The organism is Acinetobacter sp. ANC 4558 (genome assembly GCF_002135375.1).
Lineage (GTDB): Bacteria > Pseudomonadota > Gammaproteobacteria > Pseudomonadales > Moraxellaceae > Acinetobacter.
The window spans coordinates 1-26375 of sequence record NZ_NEGH01000018.1 but is presented as its reverse complement, the minus strand read 5'-3'; the positions used below and the strand labels follow the sequence as shown (position 1 = coordinate 26375).

Here is a 26375-nt window from a genome sequence, read left to right as displayed (position 1 = left end):
GGTCGTATTTTCAATTTTAACAGCATGATGTAATGAGGCTATTATGGGCAAGAATGTTGTGGTACTGGGTACCCAATGGGGCGACGAAGGTAAGGGTAAAATCGTCGACCTGCTCACAGATCAAGCGACTGCGGTAGTTCGTTATCAAGGCGGACATAATGCAGGGCATACTCTTGTGGTTGGTGGTAAGAAAACTGTATTACACCTCATTCCATCTGGTATTTTGCGTGAAAACGTATTGTGCTTAATTGGTAATGGTGTTGTACTTTCTCCTGAAGCACTTATCAAAGAGATGGCGATTTTAGAAAAAGAAGGCGTTCCTGTTAAAGAGCGTTTACGCATTTCTCCAAATTGCCCATTAATACTTCCAAACCATATTGCACTTGATCAAGCACGTGAAAAGAAACGTGGCAATGCAAAAATTGGTACAACAGGTCGTGGTATTGGGCCAGCCTATGAAGATAAAGTAGCACGTCGTGCAATTCGCGTTGCAGATCTTGTACGTGGCGGTGAACATCTTAAAGCTCAGTTAACTGAACTTCTTGAATATCATAACTTCCAACTGACTCAATTTTATGGTGTAGAAGCTGTTAAATTAGAAGATGTATTGGCACTTTGTGATCAATGGCGTGAAGTTGTTGCTCCACTTGTGATTGATGTGACAGGTGAGCTTCACAAGTACCGTAAAAATGGTGAAAACATCATGTTTGAAGGAGCGCAAGGTTCTCTTCTAGATGTTGATCATGGTACATATCCATATGTGACGTCTTCGAATACAACAGCTGGTGGCGTAAGTTCTGGTTCAGGTCTTGGTCCATTGCATCTTAATTATGTATTAGGAATTACGAAGGCATATACAACACGTGTAGGTGCAGGTCCATTCCCTACAGAACTTGTGTATGATGCCGCTAATGATACTGGTGATGCCATTGGTAAACATTTAGGTACAGTTGGTTCTGAGTTTGGCGCATCTACTGGACGTCAACGTCGCTGTGGATGGTTTGATGCAGAAATTCTTCGTCGTTCTGTAGAAGTGAACTCACTTTCTGGTATTTGCTTAACTAAACTTGATGTTTTAGATGGTTTAGATGAAGTGAAAATTTGTGTTGGTTATGAAGCTGCCGATTCAGGATGTGTTGGATCTTCTGATGCACTTGCGTTTGAAACGTTAAAACCAATTTATGAAACAGTGCCAGGCTGGAAAGAGTCTACATTTGGAGCGAAATCACTTGAGCAATTGCCACAAAATGCAATTAATTATGTGAAACGTCTTGAACAGCTCATCGAATGCCCAATTGATATTATTTCTACGGGTCCAGATCGTGAAGAGACAATTGTACTTCGCCATCCATTTGATGCTTAAATTAGAGATCAAATAGTTAAAAAAAACCTCACAATTGTGAGGTTTTTTTATAAATAAAATAATAATAATGTGAAATATGTTTTGTTTTTGTATAAAAATGTGTGAAATATGATAAATTGCTAGTTCGTAAAACTTTTAATTTTTTATTTTTAAAATGGTAAGCAAATGATTAATAAGAATGGCATTTATATTTTAGCGGTAGCGCTTGGTCTGTCTGGTTGTGCTACTTTTGCAGAGTTAACTGGAAATGACTCAGCAACATTAAATATGAATGCAGCACAAGATTATCAAGCAATGGTCGACAGTGCTAAATCTCAAAAAGCATTGGATACATCTTCGGCAACTTATAAGCGTATTAATGCGGTATTTCTTAAAATGAAACCATATGCTGATCAAATGAATGAGACAGGACATAAATTTGATTGGAAATTAAGTGTTTTAAAATCAAATGATTTAAATGCTTTTGTAATGCCAGGAGGTAAAGTTGTTTTCTTTACAGGCATTGTTAATCAGTTAAAACTGACTGATGCTGAAATTGCTGCGATTATGGGTCATGAAATGACGCATGCATTAGAAGAGCACTCAAAAAGCAAAGCAGGTGCGACTGCTTTAACAAATCTTGCTGTTAATGCTGGTAAATCTTATGCGAGCAGTAAATTGGGTGAACAAGGGGCAGATGCAATTGATCTTGGCAGTAAATATGGTATTGGTTTACCATATTCACGTAACTTAGAATCAAGAGCCGATCGTGGTGGTTTAATGCTAATGGCTAAAGCAGGTTATAACCCTGAAGCAGCTGTGACCGTATGGCAAAAAATGAACCAAATTGACTCAAGTAATAATGCTGCACTTGCTAAGTTTACCTCTACGCATCCTTCAAATAATGATCGAATTGCAGATTTGAAGAAGAGCATGACAGAAGCAAAAGCAGTATATGCTTCTAGTTCTAAAAAATAATTTAAAAGATTAGCTTTTTGATTAATTACGATCTCCGTATTGATTGGAGAGAGTAAAATATTAGTTCGAATATTTAAATATGATGTGTTGAATTAAAGCCTTGCATATGCAAGGCTTTATTCTTGTTAAAGGAAGACAAAAGTTCAGTATGTTTTTAAATTTAAACGTATTATAAACATCATTAAATATATGTAGATTGAGATTGGATTGTAGAATGCAAAAGAACATCGCTGGTACTATTTTTTATTCATTATTATTTGCAATGGGAGGTGCCCCAACAATTGCCATGATTATGATTAAGCTACAAAATGTACATGTTGATTTTATATATCAAACATTTATTGGTTTAACCGTGATGATTGCATGCTTACTTATTCCATTAGTTTTGATACAAAATACATATTTGTATATAAAAAGAAAGAATACTGAGCTTGAAAAAAAAATAGAAACGTTATGTCAGGTTTATTTAATGTTGGATATTTTTGCCTTAATTTTTTGGTTAATTTATCAATTTATATAAAAATTAGTCTGTTACAGAAATATAATAAATTCATTTAAAAATTTCATCTTCATAAGAGTGTGTAAGTTATAATTCTGTAATAAATTTTGCAAAATGTAAGTGCGGAGAAAAAAGCGAAATGAATAAAAATTTTATGACGGCTTTACTGATGTCAGGGGTCATGACAATTTCTGGATGTGCTACATTTGCAGATTTTGTGGGTGCTGATAGTGCAACATTAAATACTGCGGCAACTCAGGGATTTAATAAAACAGTAACGGAAGCACGTACATCCAAAACTCTTGATACGAGCTCTTCTACTTATCAGCGTATTAATACCGTGTTTATGAATTTAAAGCCTTATGCAGATCAGTTGAATCAGACTGGTATTAAATTTGATTGGCAACTTGCAGTATTGAAATCTAATCAAGTGAATGCTTATGTTGCACCAGGTGGGAAGGTTGTCTTTTATACAGGAATTGTAGATAAGTTAAATTTAACTAATGCTGAAATTGCGGCAATTATGGGGCATGAGATGGTTCATGCTTTAGAAGAGCATTCTAAGCAAAAAATTGGTGCTCAGGCTTTGACTGATATTGCATTAGGTATTGGTTTAAGTGCAGCAGGGGCAGGAGAGTCTGGTTCAGCAGCAGCACAATTAGGTTCGCAAATTGGGGTTGGTTTACCGTATTCACGCAACCTAGAGAGCAGAGCTGACCAAGGTGGATTAATGCTTATGGCGAGAGCAGGATATAATCCACAGGCGGCAATTACACTTTGGGAGAAAATGAATAAATTAGATGGGGCAGGAGGATCATCTTTCTTATCAACACACCCTTCTAATACGCAACGCATTGAAGCAATGCGTCAGAATTTGCCTGCTGCAATGGCTCTCTATAATAAAAGTGTAAAACGTAATTAATTTTTGATTAAAAAAGGATGCATTTGCATCCTTTTATTTAATGATTTACATTCTGAATAACGAAATTCGTATGCATTTTAAGGTGCAGGATTAGGCTGTTGTTGATGAATTTCTGCAATCGCTTGTAAAACTTCTTCTGATAAGTTGACATCAAACGCATCAATATTTTCTTTAAGTTGATCTAAATTTGTCGTCCCAATAATGGTTGATGTCACAAAAAATTGTTGTTTAATAAAAGCAAGTGCTAATTGGGTTAATGTTAAATCATGCTTTTCAGCCAATTGTGCATATTGTTCTACAGCCCAGATACTTTCTGGGTTGCTATAACGGCTAAAACGCGAATATAACGTGATTCGTGCATTGGCAGGGCGTGCACCATGTCTAAATTTTCCAGTCAAATAACCAAAGGCAAGTGGGGAATAAGCAAGCAAACCGACATTTTCATATTTTGCAATCTCAGCCATTCCAACTTCATAAGTTCGGTTTAACAGGCTATACGGATTTTGAACACTTACAATTTTTTCTAAACCGAGCTGCTCGGCTAAATGTAAAAATTTCATGGTACCCCAAGGTGTTTCATTGGATAGCCCAATATGACGAATACGTCCTTTTTTGACTTCTTCTGATAATGCAATCAAGGTTTCTTCTAGTGATGTAACTTGATTTTCACTATTTGCATCTGAGTTGTTATAGCCGAGTTTTCCAAAAAAATTAGTTGGGCGCTGAGGCCAATGTAATTGATATAAATCAATATAATCTGTTTGTAAGCGTGTCAATGAAAGATCAATTGCAGATTGAATTTCACTGGCTATGAATTTAGTTTTTCCTTCACGAATATGTACTCCTCCTTGCGATGGGCCAGCAATTTTAGATGCAAGAAAGATTTTATCTCGTCCTCCACGTGCTGCGATCCAGTTTCCGATAATACGCTCTGTAGCACCTTGTGTCTCTGCTTTCGGTGGAACAGGATACATCTCTGCTGTATCCCAAAAATACAAACCACGATCTAGCGCATAATCAAGTTGTTGGAATGCCTCTTGTTGTGAGTTTTGCTCACCAAATGTCATGGTGCCAAGACAAATTTCAGGTACTAATATTCCAGTATTTGCTAATGGTTTGAATTGCATATCACTATCCTGTTAGAAACATGTAAACTTTACTCATCATAAGCTAAAGCATTTGTTCAAGTAATTGAAATCATAATTTATGAGAAGTTTTAAATTTTTATGGTAAAGACATCGGCAAAAAAAAAGCAAATTCTAAAATTTGCTTTTATATTTAACATGAAAATTATTTAGATTCATCACTGTATTCATCATTTGATTCTAGGGAAGCATCAAAGATTAATATTGCTTTTCCATCTGTTTCAATCATGCCTTGTTCTTCTAGTGTTTTAAGAACACGACCGACCATTTCTCGAGAACATCCAACAATACGACCAATTTCTTGGCGTGTAATACGGATTTGCCGTCCGTTTGGCAAAATCATTGCGGCAGGTTGTGTTGATAAGTCAATTAAACAGCGTGCAATGCGTCCTGAGACATCAATAAAGGCTAAGTCTGTAACTTTACGTGTCGTATTTTTAAGGCGACGTACAAGCTGTGCAAATACCGCATAGCTTAGGTCAGGATATTGTTTACTTAATTCATGAAAATTTTCATAAGTAATTTCGGCAATTTCACAGATCTCACGAGTACGTACTTCAGCAGTACGCTGTGGATTTGCTTCGAAGAGTCCCATTTCCCCAAAAAAATCCCCTGGATTTAAATAAGCAACCACAATTTCACGATCATCATCTTCTCGAAGGATGATTGATACTGAACCTTTTAGAATCAAGTATAAAGACTTAGAGTCTGAACCTGGATCAACGATAGTTGTACGTTTTGGATAACGGTTAATATAAGCGCGTTTTAATAATGCTTTTACTGATTCTGGTAATTGACCAGGCGATAGCGCATCAGTGCTAAGTTGTGAAAAGTTTGAAGTCATGCTAACGGTTCCGAATTGGATAAATAATAGATCGCACAAGACCTAGTATGAACTTGTCACACAGTAGAGATGAAAATCCTTTCAACTCAAACGATGAAATTTCTTATCAGCTCAAATTATGTTAGTGTACAGGTACCATGTAAATTTATAGTTTTTTTTAGGGACTTGCAATGCAAACAAGTGTTCACTGGCTAGAGAATGTTGCTTTTGAGGCGAAATCGGAGAGTGGTCATCGCATAATTATGGATGGATCGCCTGAATATGGGGGTGAAAATCGTGGTCCACGTCCTATGGAGTTGATATTAATGGGACTTGGTGGTTGTGCATCATTTGATATTGTGACAATTTTAAAAAAATCTAGACAAGATGTGACGAGTGTTGAATGCTTTTTAAAAGCTGATCGTGCTGATACAGTTCCTGCAGTTTTTACAAATATTCATCTCCATTTTGTCGTGAAAGGCAACTCTGTCAAAGAAAAGCAGGTTTCGAAAGCCGTTGAACTTTCAGCAGAAAAGTACTGTTCTGCCAGTAAAATGTTGACGGATGGTGGTGTAAAAATTTCACATGATTTTGAGATTATTGAAAATATTTAATTAAATTGTAAAGAAATGTAAAAAATGTCAGGTCGATAACAAATCGGCCTTTTTTTTGTCGATAAAAACGGAATATTGAAAATTTATTCATGAATTATGTTGTAAAAGATTTTCAATTCAGTGGGGGATGTAACATAAATTGTAAAGAATAATTTGGAAGTAGGGCTTGACTTGAAATTCTTTTTTTTATACCCATCTTATAACTAAGGTTTATCTTAATTTAATTACAATAACTATATGAAAAATATTAAATAATTTCTTGAAAAAAAATAGATTAGTCCCATATATTGAGTATGTTTAGAATTGATTGTAAGGAATAAGAAGAATGCGTTTTGAAAAGTTTACAAATCGCCTGCAACAATCTCTCTCCGATGCTCAATCGTTAGCAATGAGCAAAGACCATACTGCAATAGAGGGAATTCATCTTCTCACTATATTGATGGAGGAAGCTTCTAATATCAGTTTGTTGCAGCAAGCGGGTGCAAATTTAAGAGATTTACAAAGCAAATTAAATCAAGCGTTACAAGATGCACCAACATTAGCAACGCCAACAGGTGATATTCATTTAAGTCCAGATGCAGTTAAAGCTTTAAATTTAGCAGATAGCTTTGCGCAAAAAGCAGGAGATGAGTTTTTATCGACAGATTGGGTGATTTTAGCGTTAGCTGAAGTGGGTGCGACTAAAACTATTTTAAATAGCGTTGGCGTAACAGCAGATCGGTTAAAACTAGTAATAAATAAAGTTCGAGGTGATGAAAAAGTGATGAGTAATAATCATGAAGACCAACGTGATTCACTCAATAAATATACGATTGATTTAACAGAGCGTGCAGCTGCAGGAAAACTAGATCCTGTGATCGGTCGTGATGATGAAATCCGTCGAACAATTCAAGTTTTATCCCGTCGAACAAAGAATAACCCTGTTTTAATTGGTGAGCCTGGGGTTGGTAAAACAGCAATTGTTGAAGGCTTAGCGCAGCGAATAATTAATCGTGAGGTGCCTGAAAGTTTACAAGGTAAACGTGTTTTATCGTTAGATTTAGGTTCTTTGTTGGCTGGTGCAAAATACCGTGGAGAATTTGAGGAGCGTTTAAAAGCAGTCTTAAATGATCTTTTTAAGCAAGATGGTGCAGTTATCTTATTCATTGATGAGTTACACACGCTTGTTGGCGCAGGGAAAGGTGATGGTGCTATGGATGCTGGTAATATGTTAAAACCAGCGCTAGCACGAGGAGAATTACGCTGTGTTGGTGCAACAACCTTAGATGAATATCGTCAATATATTGAAAAAGATGCTGCATTAGAGCGTCGTTTTCAAAAAGTACAAGTTGATGAACCGAGTGTAGAAGATACCATTGCAATTTTACGTGGATTAAAAGAGCGTTACGAAGTACACCATGGAGTGAAAATTTTAGATTCTGCGATTATTGCCGCTGCTAAAATGTCACATCGTTATATTACAGATCGTCAATTACCCGATAAAGCGATTGATTTAATTGATGAAGCTGCTTCACGTATTAAAATGGAGCTAGATTCTAAGCCTGAACCTTTAGATAAACTTGAACGTCGCCTTATTCAATTGAAACTGCAACTTGAAGCGGTAAAAAAAGATGAAGATGCGGGAAGTAAAGCTGAAGTTAGTCATTTAGAAAAACAGATTTCTGAAGTCGAGCGTGAATATAGTGATTTAGAGGAAGTCTGGATTGCTGAAAAGCGGTTAGTTCAAGGTGATCAACAAACTCAAGCTGAATTGGATCAGGCGCGTATTGCGATGCAAAAAGCACAACGCGATAACGATTTAGCGGAAATGGCACGGTTGCAATATGGTGTTATTCCAGAACTTGAAAAGCGTTTAAGTGAAGAAGAGGTTGTTGAAGAAAAAGAGGAACCGAAACTTTTACGTAATAAAGTAACAGATAATGAAATTGCAGAAGTCGTTAGCGCTGCAACTGGAATTCCTGTTGCCAAAATGATGCAAGGTGAACGTGAGAAGCTCCTTCATATGGAAGACTTTTTACATAACCGTGTTGTTGGGCAAAATGAAGCAGTTGTTGCTGTATCGAATGCAGTACGTCGCTCGCGTGCAGGATTGTCAGATCCGAATCGACCAAGTGGATCATTTTTGTTTTTAGGTCCAACAGGAGTGGGTAAAACTGAGCTTACGAAAGCATTGGCAAACTTCTTGTTTGATAGTGATGACGCCATGATTCGCATCGATATGTCAGAATTTATGGAAAAACATTCAGTCAGCCGTTTAGTTGGGGCACCTCCTGGTTATGTGGGTTATGAAGAAGGTGGATTACTCACAGAAGCAGTTCGTCGTAAGCCCTATAGTGTTGTGCTATTTGATGAAGTCGAAAAAGCACATCCAGATGTGTTTAATATTTTATTGCAGGTTTTGGATGATGGTCGTTTAACGGATTCTCAAGGTCGTGTCGTTGATTTTAAGAATACAGTGATTGTTATGACTTCTAACCTTGGTTCACAAGATGTTCGTGAATTGGGAGAAAGTGCAACCGATGATGAGATACGTACAGTCGTCATGAGTGCGGTCGGACAGCATTTCCGCCCAGAATTTGTAAATCGTATTGATGAACTTGTGATTTTCCATTCACTTCAAAAAGCGCAAATTCGCGGTATTGCTGACATTCAACTTGAACGTTTACGTTCACGCTTAAGTGAAAAAGAGATGAGCTTAAGTATTGATGATAGTGCATTTGACCAAATTGTTGATGCTGGTTTCGATCCTATTTATGGCGCACGACCTTTGAAACGCGCAATTCAGCAACAAATTGAAAATACATTGGCTCAGAAAATTTTAGCTGGTGATTTTATAACGGGTGATAATATTCTGATTAAATCTGAAAATGGTCATTTAGTTTTTGATAAAGTAAAACTAAGTTGATAAAACATAAAAAAACCTAGCTTTGGCTAGGTTTTTTTATGTTAAAAAGATGCGAAGGAATATGTGAAATGGTGTTTAAATTGGATAATGTGTAATTTTCCACGCGCGGTGAATTTTTTGATTTCGTTTGAAATCTAGCCCAATCGTTTCATTGCTAATTTCTTTGACATCAAACATTGCTTCAATTTCCTCATCCATCTCAAAACCACGATAGTTATTTGAGAAATATAAGGTTCCTTCAGTTGTAAGGCGATTCATTGCACGTTTGAGTAATGAAATGTGATCACGTTGTATATCAAAAGTACCATGAAACTTTTTGGAGTTTGAGAAAGTTGGTGGGTCAATAAAAATAAGATCATATTGTTCATGACCTTCTTTTAACCATTCAAAGCAATCACTGGCAAAGAACTGATGCTGTTCATCTGGGTGATCGACAGTTAAACCATTTAAAACAAAGTTTTCTTTAGACCAATTTAGATAAGTATTAGAAAGATCAACACTTGTTGTACTTGCAGCTCCACCTAATGCAGCATGTAAGCTTGCTGTTGAGGTATAACTATATAAGTTTAGAAAATGCTTTCCTTTTGCTTCTTCTGCAATACGGAGGCGCATTTGGCGATGATCAAGAAATAATCCTGTATCTAAATAATCTGTTAAGTTGACAAGAATTTTGGCTTTGCCTTCTTGAACAATAAATCGTTTAGATGCGGTACTTTGTTTGGTGTACTGTGATTTGCCTTCTTGGCGAGCACGGGTTTTAATGAAAATTGCATCGCGACCTAACCCAGTGACAGCACGAATAGCAGCAAGTGCTAAATTAAAGCGTTTTTTGGCTTTTTCGGGATCAATTGTTTTTGGTGGTGCATATTCTTGTACATGTAAGCGATCACCATATAAATCGACTGCGACATTAAAATCAGGTAAATCAGCATCGTATAAACGTAAGCAATAAATATGGTCTTTTACCGCCCATTTTTTCAAGGTTTGCATATTTTTTTGCAAACGATTGGTAAAGTCTTCAGCACCTTCAATCGCTTCAAATTGCTGAGGTTGCCAATTTTCTAAGAATGGACGGATAATCGTAACAGGTTTGATTTTTCCAATACGCGTATAAATTGGTAATTTACCATTCATTAAACGTAAAGTTTGTGGATCACTAAATGCGAGTACATCAGCTTGTTCAATTTGTGCTGCAATTACGGCTGCAGTTTGATTTGGGAAACTTTTTTGTAAAAGTGCAGATAAACCTAAATATAAAGAGCGATTAGATGCCTTTTCACCTAAACGTTCACCATACGGTGGGTTGGTTACGATAAAGGCCTTTTGACCTTCTGCTTGAAAATTTGGCCAATCTGCAAGTGTACGTTCTTCTATTTGAATATGATCGAGTAAATTTTCAAAACCTGCTGCAATCACATTTTGTTTTGTTGCTTTGATTGCTTCCCAATCAGCATCAAAAGCATAAAACTTTGGTAGCGATTGAGTGAGAGCAGTTTGGTGTCTTTCAGCAGCTTCAGCTTTAATACCCATCCATAAGTCATGATCGTGACCATTCCAGCCATTAAAACCAAAACGACGCACTAAACCAGGTGCACGATCAGTTAAAATCATCAATGATTCAATAATAAATGTTCCAGAGCCACACATTGGGTCTAAGATAATATCGGGCTGAATATTTTTAAGTTTCGCTTTTTGTAAAATCGCTGCTGCTAGGTTTTCTTTGATAGGTGCATCTGTCATGTAACGACGATAACCACGTTTATGCAGAGAATCTCCAGATAGATCTAAACAATAGGTATGCTGAGTTTTACCTGCTAATACATACATTGTAATTTCAGGTTGCTTCGTATCAATACTCGGGCGGCGACCTACAGCTTCCATAAAAGAGTCAACGACACCATCTTTGACACGTAAAGTGGCAAATTGTGTATTGACCATAATATCGCGTTCTACATGCAGTCGGATGGCAAAAGTACTTTGTGGCGCAAAAATAAGTGACCAATCAAAGCTGATCGCTCCTTCATAAAGTTCTTCGGCCACATCGCGAGCATCATGACTATGTTCTAAAGCATACGTATGAATTGGAAGAAGAACACGCGATGCAAGGCGAGACCACATACAAATGCGGTAAGCATTTTCTAAAGTACCTTTGAAAACTAAACGACCAGGAAAAACCTCAATTTCTTGAATGCCTAAACCTTGTAATTCTTCTTGAAGTAGGGCTTCAAGTCCTACTGCACAGGTTACCCAATACGTAGAAAGACGTGGCTTTGATGTCATGTAGATTTTCCAAAAGCGATAATGCAATCGAGTATTTTAGCTTATTTTAGCCTGTTTGGGCGGAAGAACTTTCATTCATCTATAGAAAGAAACATCGATAAATGTATAAGAATAGGAAGGATGAATAAAGAATGTGTTTGAAAAGATTAAACTTAATGGATAAATAGTTATATAAAGTTAAAAGGGAAACGGATTTTCGAAAGAGAAAATGCTTGCTAAATGATCAAAATAGGATTAAAAACAATAAAAGAAGGTTCTATTTATAAAATATATTTAAAGTTATTTTTATCTATATCATTATCAAGAATAGTGACATCAGATGAGATTGAAAAAAGGTAAACTGTAAAGCATTAAAAGAATATGCAGTGTATATGCATGAAAAAATTAGGCTTTGAATAGTGGGGGATTCAAGGCCTAACTTAAATATAGAAAGCTGTTCAATAATAAGGAAGCTAGAATGGCTTCCTTATTTATTAAGAAGAGGCCGAATGATTTTTATGATCTATTTGATGGTCTTGTGAGTTAAAAGAAAATAGATTTGAGAACCAAAATAAGATTCGATCCCAAAGTGTTGCTTCTGTGATATTTACATCTTGGACAATTTCAATTGCTTTAAGTAACTGATTATTTTGGTAGACATCAATCGTGACTAATTTCATGACTTGCGCAAGAGGTGCAACAAGTTCTTTTTGGTTTAGTTTAATATTCACATTTGTTTTAGTTTCTTGCAGAGGATCAATTGCAGTAACTTGTCCATCAATACTGGTCATAATACGTTGATCTTTTATGTTATAACTAGTTAGATCGATGGGATTGTTTGAACCATAAAGTGATGCAGTCACAATTTTAGGCTGATCAGTTTCAACTTTGAACATTTTTAAAGTTGACTTAATGACAGGAAGCTCGGCGATCAATTGTTTATTTTTAATAACAACCTCATCACGAGTATAAACATAAGCAAGATCTAAGAGTTGATGTGCTATTTCAGCACGTTTCAGGGCATTTTTTGTTCCCATCACCACCACAATTAATCGACGATCAGGCATTTCTGGGTTTGCTGTAGGACGATGTGCGGTCAGTGCGAGATTATAACCTGCTGCTTTGGTAAAACCAGTTTTTAAACCATCTACACTTGGATCTAATTTTAAGACTAAATTTGTTGCTCGATGAAATCTGTGATTATAGTTAAAACTTGGCATGATTGAATAATGTAAATATTCTGGTGTATGTATGGTCACTGCTTGACCTAATAAAGCCATATCATGCGCTGAAGAATAATGATCAGGCATGGTAACACCAGCAGGATTTGAAAAATGAGAGTTTTTCATCCCTAAGGTTTGAGCTTCTTGATTCATACGCTGTAAAAATGCAGGAACACTTCCAGAAATACGTTCAGCCAAGGTCACTGCTGCATCATTTGCAGACATGACAATCAATCCTGCAAGCAGTTGATCAACAGTAATTAGCTCTCCAGGTTTAAGATACATTTGAGATTCATCCCACTGTACGGTATTAACGACAGGTGTTGCTGTAATCACTTCATTTTTTGATAATCGACCCGCCTCAATTTCTTTCAAAGCAATATAGGCAACCATCATTTTTGTCATGGATGCAGGGGCACGTTGAACGTGACTATTATGCTCTGCAATAACTTGACCAGATTGTGGATCTAAAATGATCCAAGATTCTGCTTCAACTGATTCAGGCATAATATTTAATAAGCTAGCATGACTCAGATGGCTGAAAAAAAGACTGAATACTGCGATGACGTAAATGAGCGCTTTCAAAGGGATTCCTTAGTATTGTCAAGTCCATGACTATGCTGTGTGTTGTTGGATAGCATGCTATGCTTTTTTTTATTTTCTGACTAGTCAAATTTGCTGTCTTTTAAGACAATTCAGCATTCTAAGATCAAAAAAATGATAAGCTACTCATTAAGTTTTATTGATTATTTTGTATTGTCTATTATGTTGCATTATCAAATCGAATTTGACGATTATCGTCAACATCTAATACATGTCACTTTACGTTTTTTGGCCGATCCAACTCAAGTATTATCATTACCCACCTGGATCCCAGGAAGCTATCTTATCCGTGAATTTTCAAAGCACATTGAAGGTGTAAAAGCGTATGATGAAGCAGGACGCGTACTAAAAATTCAAAAGTTTGAAAAAAATAAGTGGCGTTTATTCAATACGGATCATGAGTTAATTACGGTTGAATATGATGTTTACGCATATGATCTTTCGGTACGTGGTGCCTATGTAGATCAGAATCGACTTTATGTGAATCCCGCATGTGTTTGTTTGGGCTTAGAAGGACAAGAATCTAAAGCGATTGAAGCAGAGATATTTTTACCAGAAGAATTAAAGTCATTTCAATTGGCAACCGGTTTGAAGTCTAAAAGTTTGGTCAAAGGACGTTTTACATTATATGCAGAACATTATGCTGAACTCATTGATTCACCTTTTGAGCTAGCAGATCAAACTCGGTTTAGCTTTATAGCGAATGATATTCCACATGAGTTTGTCGTGTCTGGTAAGCATTCAATGAACGTAGAGCGAATGAAACATGATTTAGAAAAAATTTGTGCGACTGAAATTTCATTATTTGGTTCTGCACCTTTTCAAGATTATACCTTTATGACGATGGCGACAGCGAATAGTTATGGTGGCTTGGAGCATCCAAACAGTACAAGTTTAATTACGCCGCGCGATGATTTACCACAAGCAAATGAGCCTGTAGAGCCTTCGGAAAATTATCAACGATTTTTAGGTTTATGTAGCCATGAATACTTTCATTCATGGTTGGTCAAATTTATTCGACCAGAAAATTTTGTAAATTATGATTTAAATAAAGAAGGATATACATCATTACTTTGGATTTTTGAGGGTTTTACATCTTATTATGATGATCTGATTCTTCTTCGAAGTGGTGTGATTCCGCAGGACGCCTATTTGAAATTATTAAAAGCGCAACTTGACCGTTATTTACAGAATCCTGGACGGAATATTCAAACAGTTGCTGAATCTAGTTTTGATGCTTGGATAAAATTTTATCGTCAAGATGAGAATTCTAACCATGCTGGCACTAGTTACTATAATAAAGGTTGTTTAGTTGCTTTATGCTTAGACTTAGGATTACGTTTACGTGGTTCAAGTTTAGATGCTTTACTGCGTCGGCTTTATGAAAATGCACAAAATGGTATTCAGGTACATGAGCGTACAATTTATGAATTATGTAATGAATTGACAGGTGATCAATGGCTTGAACAAATTAACCATCTCGTGAATACCACGGATGAGCTACCGTTAGATCAATTATTTCCAGAGTTTGGTATTCAGTATGTACTCAAAGATGAAAAATCGTTAGCATTTGGTCTGAAAGCTATAGATAAACCAGAGGGTGTATTTATTCAACAAGTACGCCGTGATGGAACAGCAGCGCAAGCTGGTCTTTCAGCAAATGATACGATTATTGCAATTGATGGGATAAAAGCGACAACAAAGCTTTTAGAGCAATATGCAAAAAAACAGGGAACATTCACTATTTTTGCATTCCGTAATCATGAATTAATGCAGTTTGATGTTGTCGCTGGGGGCGTTGAGCTGACCACAGTTGAATTGACGATCAATGATCAAGCTAAAGTGGCTAAGTGGCTTGCGGTATAAATGAAGTAATTACATGACTTCAGCACTTTTGTTCTAAGTGCTGAAGTTAGGTTGTAAAATTATGAGAAATTTATAAAGTTGTGATTGCGGTGTTTTCAAGTGCTTTACGCAAATATGGATCAAGTTCTTCTTGGCGTAATAACCATTGAATATAGTCTGGTGGTAAATCTATAATTTGAGTTCCTTTGTGTTTACCAAAATTTACGACTCGTGGAATTCTTGCATCTTCAGAAGCTTCAAATAATGCTTCAATACTATTAATTTTTAGGTGATGAATAATATGCATTAGAATATTGGCAGTTAAAATAATGTCCATATCTGCTCGGTGAGCTTTACGAATCATTTCACGTGCTTTTTCACTACCTTTACTGATCATATAAATTAAAGCAGAAATATTATGTGCTTCGGCATCTGGCCAGACTTTGCGAGCAAGGGCTAAAGTACAAATTGCTTTGATTGGAGATATATCTACGCCACATTTTTCAATGGTTCGAATATCGTAATCTACATTATGACCAATAATATATTGAGTTTCTGCTGGAAGTTGAAAGCTTGAATAGAGTGGTTTATCTGTTAAGTCAGACTCTAAAATATGATGAACAGCCATAGCAGCAAATGAAATTGGTTCATTCACTTGATACAACTGGTCAAATAATCGTGATTTATCTAAGGTGAGTTTCGCATCATGAATTTGAATAGGGGCGTAGGCAATTTCGATCGGTAGTCCATTTAATGAATGGGTTTCAGTATCTAAAATAATTGCATGCATGACCTATTCCATCGGGAAAATTGACAATTTACCATCATCATTTCTAGAGAACAAATTTTTCGAACTAAAAGTGAAATTAATTTCTTTTAATGAACTTTAAATTGGTCGATATACTGATCTGAATAGTTTATATGTGAATGAATAAATACTGTATAGAAGCCATTACTTCTATACAGATTTGTTTAACGTGGGGATGGTTCACTAAACTTAATCGGGATGCTGACTTCTGCTTGGGGAAATAATTTTACCAATTCATTATAGGCGGTAATGGTTTGATTAAAGGTTTGAAACTGTAAAGAACTCACTTCAAGGTGATCATAAAATTTTGTAGAAATTGCTGCATGAATAATATTCTGTGTAACTGAGCGAACTTGGTTAGGAGGTACTCTCGCAATGAGAATGAGGTTTTCACTTACACCAAGCACACCATTGGTATTTGCAATCAATGTTTTAGATAGAGCGTTGGTCGTTGTTCCTTTGATTTGTTTTTCTTTAATATTCTGTTGTTCTGTAATCACTTTAAATGATTGATCACCTAATTTTAGATTAAATCCTTTCAGTTTGGAAAGCTGTGCAGGACTCAGTTTTTTCCCTATCGATAATTCAGTCTGAGCGAATGTTGGTGTTATGGTGAGTGTTGTAATAATCAACGTTAATATCGTTATTTTGTTTAGCATAATGACTTCCTTATGAATATATTTTAGGAATAATTCGATACTCTACTTTTAGAGGTGTTAATGCTGAAACATTACTTTCAGATGCACCTTTATCACCGCTGACAGCAAATACTTCCCAAGATCCTGTTGATTTCTCACCATGAAAAGCATAACTTCCTAGGCCATAATCGATTACATCTGAAATATTTGATTTATAATATATATTATAAGGGGTCGATAAATTTGAAATTACGCCAGATGGCGATTTAACAAAGAAGCCAACACTTCCTGAACAAATAGGTCTTGTTAGACGCAATTGAAATTGGTCAATTGTTTCTAACTTATTTATCGAAATATTACCTAACTTTGTTACTCTGCCATAAGCTAAAGTTTCTATGGCAGGAAATGCACTTTGAAAATTGGAAAGTTTTAAAGAAGCTTTTAAAGTTCCTGCTTTATATTTTTTAGCTAACTTAACGGCAGCCTCAGCATTGACCAAGCCAAAACCATACCAATTCGAATATTGAAAACCAGCACCATTGGTTTGCCAACCAAATTCAAGTGGTACTTGCGTCATTCCATCTCTAATATCAGATCGAGTTCCAGTTTGAGTTAACATTCTTCCTGTTGTTAAATCAACTAAGTGATTTGCAGCAATTCTTAAATCATAATTTTTATCAATGACACGTGAAGACTGAAGTTAAATCTCACGAATATCACGCCATGTTAAATCTGGATTTACTTGTAAAATAAGGGCAACTACACCTGTCACTGTAGGTGTTGCGGCAGAAGTACCTCCCATTTGTGAATAATCACAGTTTGGATTGTTTTTAATCCCTTTAAAAATAGATAGTCCTCGAGCGAAAAGGTTATCTGTTGAATTAGAGCGACTATAACCACGTTGATATCCTTGTAAGTCTGTTGAAAAAATAGAGGGTCCCCTAACAGCAGTTCGACGTTCATTTGGGGTATATGCAAAGCCGTCTTCTCCTTCACCAAATATACCACCTCGACCTGATTCACCTGCAAGACCAGTAATCCAATTCACTGGACCTGCATTTGAGTAAAATGCTTTTCGTCCTTGTGCATTTGCGGCACCCACTAAAATGACATTCGGTTCTAGTGCTTCAATATCATGTGCTAGATTTTCACAACTGAGAATGTTTTTAAATTGATCTGGACAATCTCGGGTCCGATTAGCTCCTTCAAAGAATTCAATGAACTCATTCCCAGCAGATTTAACTAAAATGGCACCTTTTTGATTACGTAAATTGACGATAGAACGAATATGAGTGGGAATATTTGTAGCGGTATCATAAGGAATTGGAGCAGAAGGATTCTTTCCATATGATGCATTGAAAATATCCGTATTTTTTGAGAATGCTGCACCACCGTATGAATCTAAGTCTACGTTACGTGGAGCAGATAGTAAATTAGCGCCGCCTAAGTTTACCCTTGGTGCAATACCCATAACGCCTTTACCATTTTGTGCTGCTGCAATAATTCCTGCAACATTGGTACCATGTGAATCATGTTGATAATTAGGGTTATTTGCAGGGGTGGGATTATTGCTGTTGTTAATAAAATTGAAAGTCATACTTTTATTAATGTTGGCAGATAAGTCTTCATGTTTGATATCAATACCATCATCTAGAACCATTACACTAATGCCCTGACCTTTAATTTCTTGTTTATGCAGAACTTCAACATTTATGTCATAATTTTCAGGGTCAGAATCATTTTTCCATATATCTTTGAAGGCTTTAAAGAAACTATTTTTATAGTTTAAAGCCCATTGAAAAGGATATAGAGGTTCTGTTTCACCAGATTTACAGGCATATACACCAGTTTCAATACAATCTTTTTGTGGGGTGACTATTTCATTGTTTGAGCTATTGGGTGATTTGTCTGTGCAAGCTGAAAGTGATATAACCGTTAAAATATGAAAAATTATTTTTTTATACATCATTTATCCTCATAGCAGGCATTAAAATTTTAATCCTGTGATGTATTATCTTTATTTTTTACTATTACTTTGGTTATGAATTATTAATAATATCTATAACAGGTAATTATTTAGATATGTAATGTAATAGTATGATAGTATTTATTAGTTTTTAAAATTTTATTATTTTGATTTTATTTATTAAATATAATTTCACTGGGTATTTTTATTAAAAAATATACAACAATATGTATTACATGTTGAGATAGTGTATTAATTAAAATAAAAATATTGAAAATTTAAATTATTTTAACTAAATATATTATTTAAAATTGTAGATTTATTCTGTAGTTTAATATTTTAACTTTAAGAATCATAATAAATATTTAGATTTTATTCATTCTAATTATTTTAAAGTAAGTATTTAAAATAGGTAGTAGTATGAATACGCAAAGTTTTTATAATTAATATTGAATTGAAATTATTTGTGATTTGTGTCACATTATTGAAACGTTAATATATCAGAGAAACTTAAAAAATGATTGTTAATATTTAATTGTATTCATAAGTGCAATTTTTATTACAAACTGAGCAAAGTTGATTCTCAAAATAAGATAACTTCATGATATAATATGCGCCAATCTTAGCACGGCTTAAAAGCCCTACATTCATAGGACCTCGCTAATGTTTGCCAATATCTCTATTGCTGAATTTGACCCTGAATTAGCTCAAGCAATTTCAAATGAAGATGCACGTCAAGAAGCTCATATTGAGTTAATCGCATCGGAAAACTATTGCTCTCCAGCTGTTATGGAAGCTCAAGGTTCAAAACTCACTAACAAATATGCAGAAGGCTACCCAGGCAAACGCTACTATGGCGGTTGTGAATATGTTGATATTATTGAGCAATTGGCTATTGATCGTGCTAAGGAACTCTTTGGCGCTGACTATGCAAACGTTCAACCACACGCAGGTTCTCAAGCAAACTCAGCAGTTTACTTAGCACTTCTCAATCCTGGTGATACTGTATTAGGTATGAGCTTAGCACACGGTGGTCATTTAACGCATGGTGCTAAAGTTAGCTTTTCAGGCAAAACATACAATGCGATTCAATATGGTTTAAATCCTGAAACGGGTGAAATCGATTATGAAGAAGTTGAGCGTTTAGCACTTGAACATAAACCACGTATGATCGTGGCAGGTTTCTCTGCCTATAGTCAAATTGTAGATTGGCAACGTTTCCGTGATATTGCGGATAAAGTAGGTGCTTATTTATTTGTAGATATGGCTCATGTTGCAGGTCTAGTTGCAGCTGGTGTTTACCCAAGCCCAGTTCAAATTGCTGATGTAACAACAACGACAACGCATAAAACACTTCGTGGTCCGCGTTCTGGTTTAATCCTTGCAAAAGCAAATGAAGAAATTGAGAAAAAACTGCAATCAGCAGTATTTCCAGGAAATCAGGGTGGTCCTTTAGTCCATGCAATTGCTGCAAAAGCGATTTGTTTTAAAGAAGCAATGGCACCTGAATATAAAATTTATCAACAGCAAGTCGTGAAGAATGCTCAAGCAATGGCTGAAGTTCTTATTGCTCGTGGCTATGATGTTGTTTCTGGTGGTACTAAAAACCATTTATTCTTGCTTTCTCTAATTAAACAAGATATTACTGGTAAAGATGCTGATGCATGGTTAGGTGCTGCGCATATTACGGTAAATAAAAACTCAGTACCTAATGATCCACGCTCTCCATTTGTTACTTCTGGTGTTCGTATTGGTACACCAGCAGTTACAACTCGTGGTTTTGGTGAAGCTGAAGTACGTGATTTAGCTGAATGGATTGCAGATATTCTTGATTCTAAAGGTGATGAAGCTGTAATTAATACAGTAAGAGCCAAGGTTGAAACGGTTTGTGCTAAATTTCCAGTTTATGTAAATTAAGTCATCCATTGATTGAGAAAGCCTCCTCATGGAGGCTTTTTTTATACTGTATATATTTAAAATATTCATGTACATTTGAAGCATAGAATAGATTTAAAATACCAATTTTAAAGTTGAATAATAATTCAATGAGCAGACTCATATATTAAGGATTTTTTGTATGGCTAAACCGAATATTATTATTTCTGAGCAAGATTTAAATCGTTTAGAAACAATGCTTGAACATCAAAAAATACAGACTGTGACTATGCAGCATTTAGAAGATGAGCTTGCTCGCGCTGAGGTGGTCAATGCGACGGTAGTTCCGATTAATGTCGTCACTATGAATGCAAAAGTAGCGATTACGATTGCACCATCGATAACACCTATAGAGGTGACTTTGGTTTATCCTCATGATTTTAATGGAGATAAAGGTCAGGTTAATATTCTAGCACCTGTCGGTGCTGCTATTCTTGGTTTAGCTGAGGGGCAAGATATTGAATGGCCACAACCAGATGGACATATCATGAAAGTACGTATTGAAAAAGTACTTTATCAACCAGAGCGAGAAGGTAACTTTATATAATTTAAAGAAAATTCAAAGCCATTCTTTAGAATGGCTTTTTGTTTTAATGAATGGCTTAAATCTGAGTTTTTTTGTAAATAGAAAATAGCAAAAAATTACTTAAGCTTTGATGTAAAGAGAGTAGTATAAAAATGATTGTCCGATGCTCTTGGTTTTTTATTTCAAATGATTGTATTGACACCAGTGAAAGAAATTTGCGTTGATCATCGTCGGTTATTGCAAATTCAACGTGACTATTTACTGCCTATATTAAATGATCAATATCAATTAAATCATTATGCAGATGATATTATTCAAGCACAGGCAAAATTACTTAAAGGTGTAGATCCATCTTTAATGTATCAGTTAGGTCAAACAATTGAAAAAATGATTGAGATGTTATCAAATGCAAATAAGCACTTAAAAATAAAAAAATTTAATGCGTTACAGCGCTGGCTTGGATTAGATATTGAATATGATGCAAGTCAAATCGAATATTATAAAAAATTAGATTTATTATTGGCAAAAGCAAATCAATTGAGTCAAAGATTAAGATTTGAAATTCAAAAATCTAAAAATAATATAGAAAAAATTCATCAATATCGCGAAGATATGGCACATGCTATTGCAGCAGCAGAAGGATTTTTACAGGAATATCCAAAGTTTGTTAAAAATATTCATCCCCTCGATAACTTTTCAGACAGATTATCTAAAAAAGTCATGAGCCTAATGACATTACAAGCAAATAATGATATTGCTATAACACAGATGCAGCTTTCTCAACAGATTGCATTGACGTTATTAGATCGTTTTAAGGAAGCACAACAAGTGCTTATTCCTGCATGGCAATTTCATGTGAAACAAAGTCAACAAACATCATCTGGTATAGATTTAGAAAAATTAGATGATACACGATTAAATTTAATTTCATCCTTGAAAAATTCTTTGGATAAAACAAGATAATTGATGGAAAAGGTAATATATGTCTGATTTTGAAAAGCATGATGTTTTAAGTGATAAATCTTCAGTAGAAGAAACCAGAAAAAAGTTTGATCAACTGAATTTAAAAGAAATTGGGCTTGATGAAAGTGATTTTGAAAAAGTACTGAGTGCTCGAAAAGATTTACAAGACTTAAATTATCATGTAGTTGCGGAGTATGGGAAAAGTATTGCTAAACAAACGTCTACTTATACCGATGAATTATTAGATCTTGTTCAAAATAAAGATTTAGAAGAAACAGGTCAAAAATTGAATGAAGTGGTACACGTCGCTCAGCAACTAAATACATCAAGTATTTTAAATCAACAGAAAGATAATGGTTTTTTAGGCAAAATTATTAATAAGCTTAAAGGTGCAAAAAATAATTTTGATATGGCATTTAATACAAGCAAAGAACAATTAAATGTGCTGATAAAAGAGATTGAAATTTCTCAATTGGGTTTAAAAACGAGAGTTGAAACCTTAGATAAAATGTTTGTTGGAGTGGAAGAAGAGTATAAGGAATTAGGTATCTATATTGCCGCTGGTCAAATCAAACAGCAAGAAATTCAAAATGAAATTGATCAATTAACGAATTTACTACGAGATCAAACGGTTATACAAAAAATTTATGATTTGAATCACCTCGCAAATAATTTAGAAAAGCGAGTTAGCGATTTTAAAATTTTACAACATTCAGCAATGCAAACGTTGCCTATGATTCGGATTATTCAATCGAATAATATTATGTTAGTCGATAAATTTTATTCAATTAAAAATATTACGATTCCAGCATGGAAAAATCAAATTAGCTTGGCTATTTCGTTAAATGAACAAAAAAATAGCGTGAAACTTGCTCAAAATATTGATGATGCAACCAATGAGATTTTACGACGAAATGCAGATTTGCTGCATCAAAACTCTATTGATACCGCAAAAGCAAATCAAAGATCAGTGATTGATATTGAAACTTTAGATCATGTTCAAAACACTTTAATTAATACAGTAAATGATGTAATTCAGATTCAAAAAGAAGGAATGCAAAAGCGAGATGAGGCAACAAAACGATTAAAAGTTCTACAAGATAATTTGAATCAGTTGGTGATAGATTCCAATAAGCCACCAATGTGAACATTAGGAAGCAATCTTTGTTGTCAGAAAAATATGCATTAAATCTAGTTAAGATTGAACAGGGTATCGTTGAAATAAAAAAGCGATACCATCGACTTGATCTATTCATGATTTGTACAGGAACTATTTTTTTAGGATGTCTGATTTCTTTGTATCTACAACAAGATTTTGTATATAGTTTTTTTGGATTAACTACCGAAGTAAAACAATTACATGTTCCTATAAGTGCGAATGGAAGTTTATCGAATTTACAAACATCACCTGATTATTTTTTAAATTTATTATCTTGGTTTGGTTGGTTTATTACTAAATTATTGATTTCATTTGTAGGCTCTTTTTATTTTCTTCGTTGGGCCAAAAGAATACATTTTTTTATAATAAGATTTAAATCTTTAGTTTTAAGATGTATTGCTTGGTTGATTGCATTTATCATGATTTTGTCAGTTTTAACTTATATCCAAAATGATAGGCGTGATAATAAGATAGGCGTATTTACACAAGAAATTGCTTATAATGAAGATATTCAACAGAGTAAAATTGCCCAATATTTAAAAAAATCAAATTTAGATCCAAATGTTCAGGCCTATTTATTGGCACAAACTGCATTAATACACCAACCAGTTGATAAAGATGCTGCTATTCCTTATATATTAAAATTAATCAATGCAGAAAAACAAAACGATAACTTTATTCAATATGGTTTTAAGCCTGAACAGCTTTGGACAATGCAATATCAACTATATGAAAAAGCATTGACTCCTTTGGCCAAATCAGTTGAAAAGCAAGCTAAACAAGCAGAAGACATACAAGTATTTGTACAATACTTTATTATTTTATTAAGTTTTATTAGTGCAATTTTAACGATTATTTTATTTTTTTTATCTCATCATTTAAAAAAGCGTATTCTCCGAATTGAACATCGGTTACGGTAATTTTTAGCCTAACATTAATTTAATAAACCGATCATTTAAATAAGAATAACTTGTTTTACCTATCTATTGGTTTATTCTATGATTCTTCCATCAAATAAAGATTTACTCCTTTGGAGACGTTCGTCATGTTAGATCAAAATACTTCAGCACAATTAAAAACGCTTCTTGAGCGCCTTGAAAGTCCAATTGAATTGGTTGCAAGCTTAAATGATTCAGATAAATCAGAAAAGATCAAAGAACTTGTGACAGAAATTGCCGCACTTTCAGATAACGTGACTGCACGTTTTGATGGAAAAAACAAGCGGATTCCGAGTTTTGGAGTAGCAAAAGCAGGACAACAACCTCGAGTCTTCTTTGCAGGCTTACCGATGGGACATGAATTTACGTCATTAATTCTTGCATTGTTACAAGTTTCTGGTTATGCACCCAAAGTATCTGAAGAGGTACTTTCTCAAATTAAAGCATTGAATTTAACGGCTGATTTCGATGTTTTTGTTTCTTTAAGTTGTCACAACTGCCCTGATGTTGTGCAAGCCTTGAACCTGATTGCCATTAATAATCCAGGCACAACAGCGACGATGATTGATGGCGGTTTCTTTCAAGATGAAGTGGAAGAACGTAAAATCATGGCAGTTCCTATGGTTTTCCAAAATGGGGAACATATCGGTCAAGGTCGTATGACGTTAGAAGAAATCCTTGCTAAATTAGACACCAATTCAGCTGCCAAAGATGCTGAGAAATTGAATGCCAAAGATGCATTTGATGTTTTGGTGATTGGTGGTGGTCCTGCTGGAAATACATCTGCAATTTATGCAGCCCGTAAAGGGATTCGCACAGGTATTGTTGCAGAACGTATGGGGGGGCAAGTCATGGATACCATGGGCATTGAAAACTATACCTCCATTCAAAAAACCCAAGGACCAAAGTTTGCTGCAGAAATGGAAGCCCATGTGCGTGAGTACGGTGTTGACATTATGAACTTACAGCGTGTAACGGATATTCGAGGTGCAGACCAAACAACAAACGGTTTAGTTGAAGTGAGCTTAGACAATGGAGCAACACTTTCTTCTAAAACAGTCATTCTTTCAACAGGTGCACGTTGGAGAGAAATGAATGTTCCGGGCGAGCAAGAATACAAAACCCGTGGAGTCGCATATTGTCCACACTGTGATGGTCCATTATTCAAAGGTAAACGCGTTGCTGTCATTGGTGGGGGTAACTCTGGTGTTGAAGCTGCCATTGATCTTGCTGGTTTAGTTGAGCATGTAACTTTGGTTGAGTTTGATACACAATTACGTGCAGACCAAGTCCTTCAAGATAAATTTCATAGCTTGCCGAATACGACAGTGATTTTGAATGCATTATCAACGGAAGTTGTTGGTGATGGTTCACAAGTGACTGCATTAAAGTATAAGGATCGTGCAACTGACATTGAGCATATAATCGAATTAGCAGGAATTTTTGTACAAATTGGCTTATTACCGAATACAGATTTCTTGAAGGAAACAAACGTTGAGCTTTCAAATCGTGGTGAGATTGTGATTAACGAACGTAATGAAACTAATGTCAAAGGCGTTTTTGCTGCGGGTGACTGTACAACCGTACCATATAAACAAATTATTATTGCCACGGGTGAAGGTGCGAAAGCAGCACTTTCCGCATTTGATTATATTATCCGTTCAGGACAGTAATCTTTAATTTTATCAATCAAAAGCCTTTATCTTATAGATAAAGGCTTTTTAAATGAAAACTGATTAAATTTATGACAACGTGGATAATAAGAGTCTAAGCGATCAGAGGAAATATGAAGTTAAACTCTTCAATTTCAATCTCATTTGGAGCTTCCCACATATCACTGGCAATTTCGAAAATATGATCGGGTACAATCATTGAAAAAGTCTCACCTTGTTCAATATTTCGTTGCTGAACGCGTTTTTGTCGAATACTCTTGGGTGCATCAAGTACATGAACTGTAACGTTAAAGCCTGTATGTTGAATTTGGCGTAGCACTTCTATTCTGGGAATGTGTTGAATTAAACCGAGCTCGGGTGCAAGTTATGCATAAATTACTTTATTGCTCCACCCAGTCGGGCTATTCAGCCCAATTGGGTGATGGTGTTATTTCACAAGAGTTAGATGGTGGTGCGCCAAGATATCGCCGTGCATTGAAAGGTAGTTATCACACCGCATCCGTGCAGTGGGTGGTTCAAGAAGAAGGCTATCAATATTTAATGGCTTTTTATCGAGTATGGGTTAGAAACCCAAGTCAGCGGTTCTTGGCAAAGCTGTGTATCGATAGTCC

At 35.3% G+C, this 26375-nt stretch carries 22 protein-coding genes and 1 pseudogene; 14 read left to right on the top strand and 9 right to left on the bottom strand.

Translation table 11 applies throughout. The features are described from left to right. Positions 1-43: 43 nt before the first annotated feature. The 4 genes from B9T31_RS16420 (at position 44) to B9T31_RS16405 (ending at position 3741) form a co-directional block, all read left to right on the top strand. Complete coding sequence (locus B9T31_RS16420; protein ID WP_086183012.1) at positions 44-1363, top strand: adenylosuccinate synthase; 1320 nt, start codon at positions 44-46, stop codon at positions 1361-1363. A 165-nt stretch (positions 1364-1528) separates the two neighbouring features. Beyond that, positions 1529-2320: a M48 family metallopeptidase gene (locus B9T31_RS16415; RefSeq protein WP_086183011.1), complete on the top strand. Its 792-nt coding sequence runs from the start codon at positions 1529-1531 to the stop codon at positions 2318-2320. Between the two features lie 214 nt (positions 2321-2534). Continuing rightward, positions 2535-2840 carry a hypothetical protein gene (locus B9T31_RS16410; protein WP_086183010.1) on the top strand — a complete coding sequence of 102 codons (306 nt, stop codon included), beginning with the start codon at positions 2535-2537 and terminating at the stop codon, positions 2838-2840. A gap of 118 nt (positions 2841-2958) precedes the next feature. Continuing rightward, a complete protein-coding gene (locus B9T31_RS16405) occupies positions 2959-3741 on the top strand; it encodes a M48 family metallopeptidase (protein WP_086183009.1) in 783 nt (260 codons plus the stop codon). A gap of 77 nt (positions 3742-3818) precedes the next feature. Here the strand turns inward: B9T31_RS16405 and B9T31_RS16400 are convergent, their stop codons facing one another. Next, on the bottom strand, positions 3819-4868 hold the full coding sequence (locus tag B9T31_RS16400; RefSeq protein ID WP_086183008.1) for an NADP(H)-dependent aldo-keto reductase: 1050 nt from the start codon (positions 4866-4868) through the stop codon (positions 3819-3821). 163 nt (positions 4869-5031) lie between these two features. Beyond that, positions 5032-5730, bottom strand: coding sequence for a cAMP-activated global transcriptional regulator CRP (crp, locus tag B9T31_RS16395; RefSeq protein ID WP_086183007.1), 699 nt, complete (start codon positions 5728-5730; stop codon positions 5032-5034). Between the two features lie 170 nt (positions 5731-5900). Between crp and B9T31_RS16390 the strand changes: the two genes are divergently transcribed. Next, positions 5901-6323, top strand: a complete 423-nt coding sequence (locus tag B9T31_RS16390; protein WP_086183006.1) for an OsmC family protein — start codon at positions 5901-5903, stop codon at positions 6321-6323. Between the two features lie 325 nt (positions 6324-6648). After that, the gene (clpB, locus tag B9T31_RS16385) at positions 6649-9228 is read left to right on the top strand and encodes an ATP-dependent chaperone ClpB (protein WP_086183005.1); all 2580 of its coding nucleotides are present in this window, start codon (positions 6649-6651) and stop codon (positions 9226-9228) included. Positions 9229-9303: 75 nt separating this feature from the next. Here clpB and rlmKL read toward each other — a convergent pair whose 3' ends face one another. Both rlmKL and B9T31_RS16375 read right to left on the bottom strand, forming a co-directional pair. Next, positions 9304-11508, bottom strand: coding sequence for a bifunctional 23S rRNA (guanine(2069)-N(7))-methyltransferase RlmK/23S rRNA (guanine(2445)-N(2))-methyltransferase RlmL (gene rlmKL, locus B9T31_RS16380; protein ID WP_086183004.1), 2205 nt, complete (start codon positions 11506-11508; stop codon positions 9304-9306). A gap of 473 nt (positions 11509-11981) precedes the next feature. Then, positions 11982-13295 carry a D-alanyl-D-alanine carboxypeptidase PBP6B gene (locus tag B9T31_RS16375; RefSeq protein WP_228146073.1) on the bottom strand — a complete coding sequence of 438 codons (1314 nt, stop codon included), beginning with the start codon at positions 13293-13295 and terminating at the stop codon, positions 11982-11984. A gap of 180 nt (positions 13296-13475) precedes the next feature. Here B9T31_RS16375 and B9T31_RS16370 point away from each other — a divergent pair, with 180 nt between their 5' ends. Then, on the top strand, positions 13476-15179 hold the full coding sequence (locus tag B9T31_RS16370) for a M61 family metallopeptidase (RefSeq protein ID WP_086183028.1): 1704 nt from the start codon (positions 13476-13478) through the stop codon (positions 15177-15179). A 70-nt stretch (positions 15180-15249) separates the two neighbouring features. On the opposite strand, the gene B9T31_RS16365 is transcribed toward B9T31_RS16370, so the two are convergent. The 4 genes from B9T31_RS16365 to B9T31_RS16355 all read right to left on the bottom strand — a co-directional run bounded on the left by B9T31_RS16365 (position 15250) and on the right by B9T31_RS16355 (position 18570). Then, positions 15250-15948, bottom strand: a complete 699-nt coding sequence (locus B9T31_RS16365) for a putative quorum-sensing-regulated virulence factor (RefSeq protein WP_086183003.1) — start codon at positions 15946-15948, stop codon at positions 15250-15252. Between the two features lie 182 nt (positions 15949-16130). Continuing rightward, positions 16131-16625, bottom strand: a complete 495-nt coding sequence (locus tag B9T31_RS16360; protein ID WP_086183002.1) for a hypothetical protein — start codon at positions 16623-16625, stop codon at positions 16131-16133. Positions 16626-16635: 10 nt separating this feature from the next. Beyond that, positions 16636-17223 (bottom strand): hypothetical protein, encoded by a 588-nt coding sequence (locus tag B9T31_RS17935; RefSeq protein ID WP_213033244.1) that lies wholly within the window; start codon positions 17221-17223, stop codon positions 16636-16638. Positions 17224-17304: 81 nt separating this feature from the next. After that, positions 17305-18570: a S8 family serine peptidase gene (locus tag B9T31_RS16355; RefSeq protein ID WP_213033243.1), complete on the bottom strand. Its 1266-nt coding sequence runs from the start codon at positions 18568-18570 to the stop codon at positions 17305-17307. A 663-nt stretch (positions 18571-19233) separates the two neighbouring features. Here B9T31_RS16355 and glyA point away from each other — a divergent pair. The 6 genes from glyA to ahpF all read left to right on the top strand — a co-directional run bounded on the left by glyA (position 19234) and on the right by ahpF (position 25764). Further along, entirely contained in the window at positions 19234-20487 is a 1254-nt protein-coding gene (gene glyA / locus B9T31_RS16350; protein WP_086183001.1) for a serine hydroxymethyltransferase, read from the top strand. Positions 20488-20647: 160 nt separating this feature from the next. After that, positions 20648-21052 carry a nucleoside diphosphate kinase regulator gene (rnk, locus tag B9T31_RS16345; protein WP_086183000.1) on the top strand — a complete coding sequence of 135 codons (405 nt, stop codon included), beginning with the start codon at positions 20648-20650 and terminating at the stop codon, positions 21050-21052. A gap of 165 nt (positions 21053-21217) precedes the next feature. Then, a complete protein-coding gene (locus B9T31_RS16340; RefSeq protein ID WP_086182999.1) occupies positions 21218-21994 on the top strand; it encodes a tellurium resistance protein in 777 nt (258 codons plus the stop codon). Positions 21995-22013: 19 nt separating this feature from the next. Further along, positions 22014-23141 carry a toxic anion resistance protein gene (locus B9T31_RS16335; RefSeq protein WP_086182998.1) on the top strand — a complete coding sequence of 376 codons (1128 nt, stop codon included), beginning with the start codon at positions 22014-22016 and terminating at the stop codon, positions 23139-23141. Positions 23142-23158: 17 nt separating this feature from the next. Then, positions 23159-24073, top strand: a complete 915-nt coding sequence (locus B9T31_RS16330) for a hypothetical protein (protein WP_086182997.1) — start codon at positions 23159-23161, stop codon at positions 24071-24073. 125 nt (positions 24074-24198) lie between these two features. After that, the gene (ahpF, locus tag B9T31_RS16325) at positions 24199-25764 is read left to right on the top strand and encodes an alkyl hydroperoxide reductase subunit F (RefSeq protein ID WP_086182996.1); all 1566 of its coding nucleotides are present in this window, start codon (positions 24199-24201) and stop codon (positions 25762-25764) included. A gap of 94 nt (positions 25765-25858) precedes the next feature. On the opposite strand, the gene B9T31_RS16320 is transcribed toward ahpF, so the two are convergent. Further along, the gene (locus tag B9T31_RS16320; protein ID WP_086182995.1) at positions 25859-26083 is read right to left on the bottom strand and encodes a hypothetical protein; all 225 of its coding nucleotides are present in this window, start codon (positions 26081-26083) and stop codon (positions 25859-25861) included. Between the two features lie 47 nt (positions 26084-26130). On the opposite strand from B9T31_RS16320, the pseudogene B9T31_RS16315 reads away from it, so the two are divergent. Beyond that, positions 26131-26375 (top strand): annotated as a pseudogene (locus B9T31_RS16315) (hypothetical protein); the annotation flags it as partial.

What these genes read in the sequence shown, in the direction of transcription:
- B9T31_RS16400 (WP_086183008.1), bottom strand. Translation starts at nt 4,868, where the DNA reads ATGCAATTCAAACCATTAGCAAATACTGGAATATTAGTACCTGAAATT.
- B9T31_RS16335 (WP_086182998.1), top strand. Translation starts at nt 22,014, where the DNA reads ATGTCTGATTTTGAAAAGCATGATGTTTTAAGTGATAAATCTTCAGTA.
- clpB (WP_086183005.1), top strand. Translation starts at nt 6,649, where the DNA reads ATGCGTTTTGAAAAGTTTACAAATCGCCTGCAACAATCTCTCTCCGAT.
- B9T31_RS16415 (WP_086183011.1), top strand. Translation starts at nt 1,529, where the DNA reads ATGATTAATAAGAATGGCATTTATATTTTAGCGGTAGCGCTTGGTCTG.
- ahpF (WP_086182996.1), top strand. Translation starts at nt 24,199, where the DNA reads ATGTTAGATCAAAATACTTCAGCACAATTAAAAACGCTTCTTGAGCGC.
- B9T31_RS16405 (WP_086183009.1), top strand. Translation starts at nt 2,959, where the DNA reads ATGAATAAAAATTTTATGACGGCTTTACTGATGTCAGGGGTCATGACA.
- crp (WP_086183007.1), bottom strand. Translation starts at nt 5,730, where the DNA reads ATGACTTCAAACTTTTCACAACTTAGCACTGATGCGCTATCGCCTGGT.
- B9T31_RS16340 (WP_086182999.1), top strand. Translation starts at nt 21,218, where the DNA reads ATGATTGTATTGACACCAGTGAAAGAAATTTGCGTTGATCATCGTCGG.
- B9T31_RS17935 (WP_213033244.1), bottom strand. Translation starts at nt 17,223, where the DNA reads ATGTTAACTCAAACTGGAACTCGATCTGATATTAGAGATGGAATGACG.
- rlmKL (WP_086183004.1), bottom strand. Translation starts at nt 11,508, where the DNA reads ATGACATCAAAGCCACGTCTTTCTACGTATTGGGTAACCTGTGCAGTA.
- B9T31_RS16355 (WP_213033243.1), bottom strand. Translation starts at nt 18,570, where the DNA reads ATGTATAAAAAAATAATTTTTCATATTTTAACGGTTATATCACTTTCA.
- rnk (WP_086183000.1), top strand. Translation starts at nt 20,648, where the DNA reads ATGGCTAAACCGAATATTATTATTTCTGAGCAAGATTTAAATCGTTTA.
- B9T31_RS16410 (WP_086183010.1), top strand. Translation starts at nt 2,535, where the DNA reads ATGCAAAAGAACATCGCTGGTACTATTTTTTATTCATTATTATTTGCA.
- glyA (WP_086183001.1), top strand. Translation starts at nt 19,234, where the DNA reads ATGTTTGCCAATATCTCTATTGCTGAATTTGACCCTGAATTAGCTCAA.
- B9T31_RS16390 (WP_086183006.1), top strand. Translation starts at nt 5,901, where the DNA reads ATGCAAACAAGTGTTCACTGGCTAGAGAATGTTGCTTTTGAGGCGAAA.
- B9T31_RS16370 (WP_086183028.1), top strand. Translation starts at nt 13,476, where the DNA reads ATGTTGCATTATCAAATCGAATTTGACGATTATCGTCAACATCTAATA.
- B9T31_RS16365 (WP_086183003.1), bottom strand. Translation starts at nt 15,948, where the DNA reads ATGCATGCAATTATTTTAGATACTGAAACCCATTCATTAAATGGACTA.
- B9T31_RS16420 (WP_086183012.1), top strand. Translation starts at nt 44, where the DNA reads ATGGGCAAGAATGTTGTGGTACTGGGTACCCAATGGGGCGACGAAGGT.
- B9T31_RS16360 (WP_086183002.1), bottom strand. Translation starts at nt 16,625, where the DNA reads ATGCTAAACAAAATAACGATATTAACGTTGATTATTACAACACTCACC.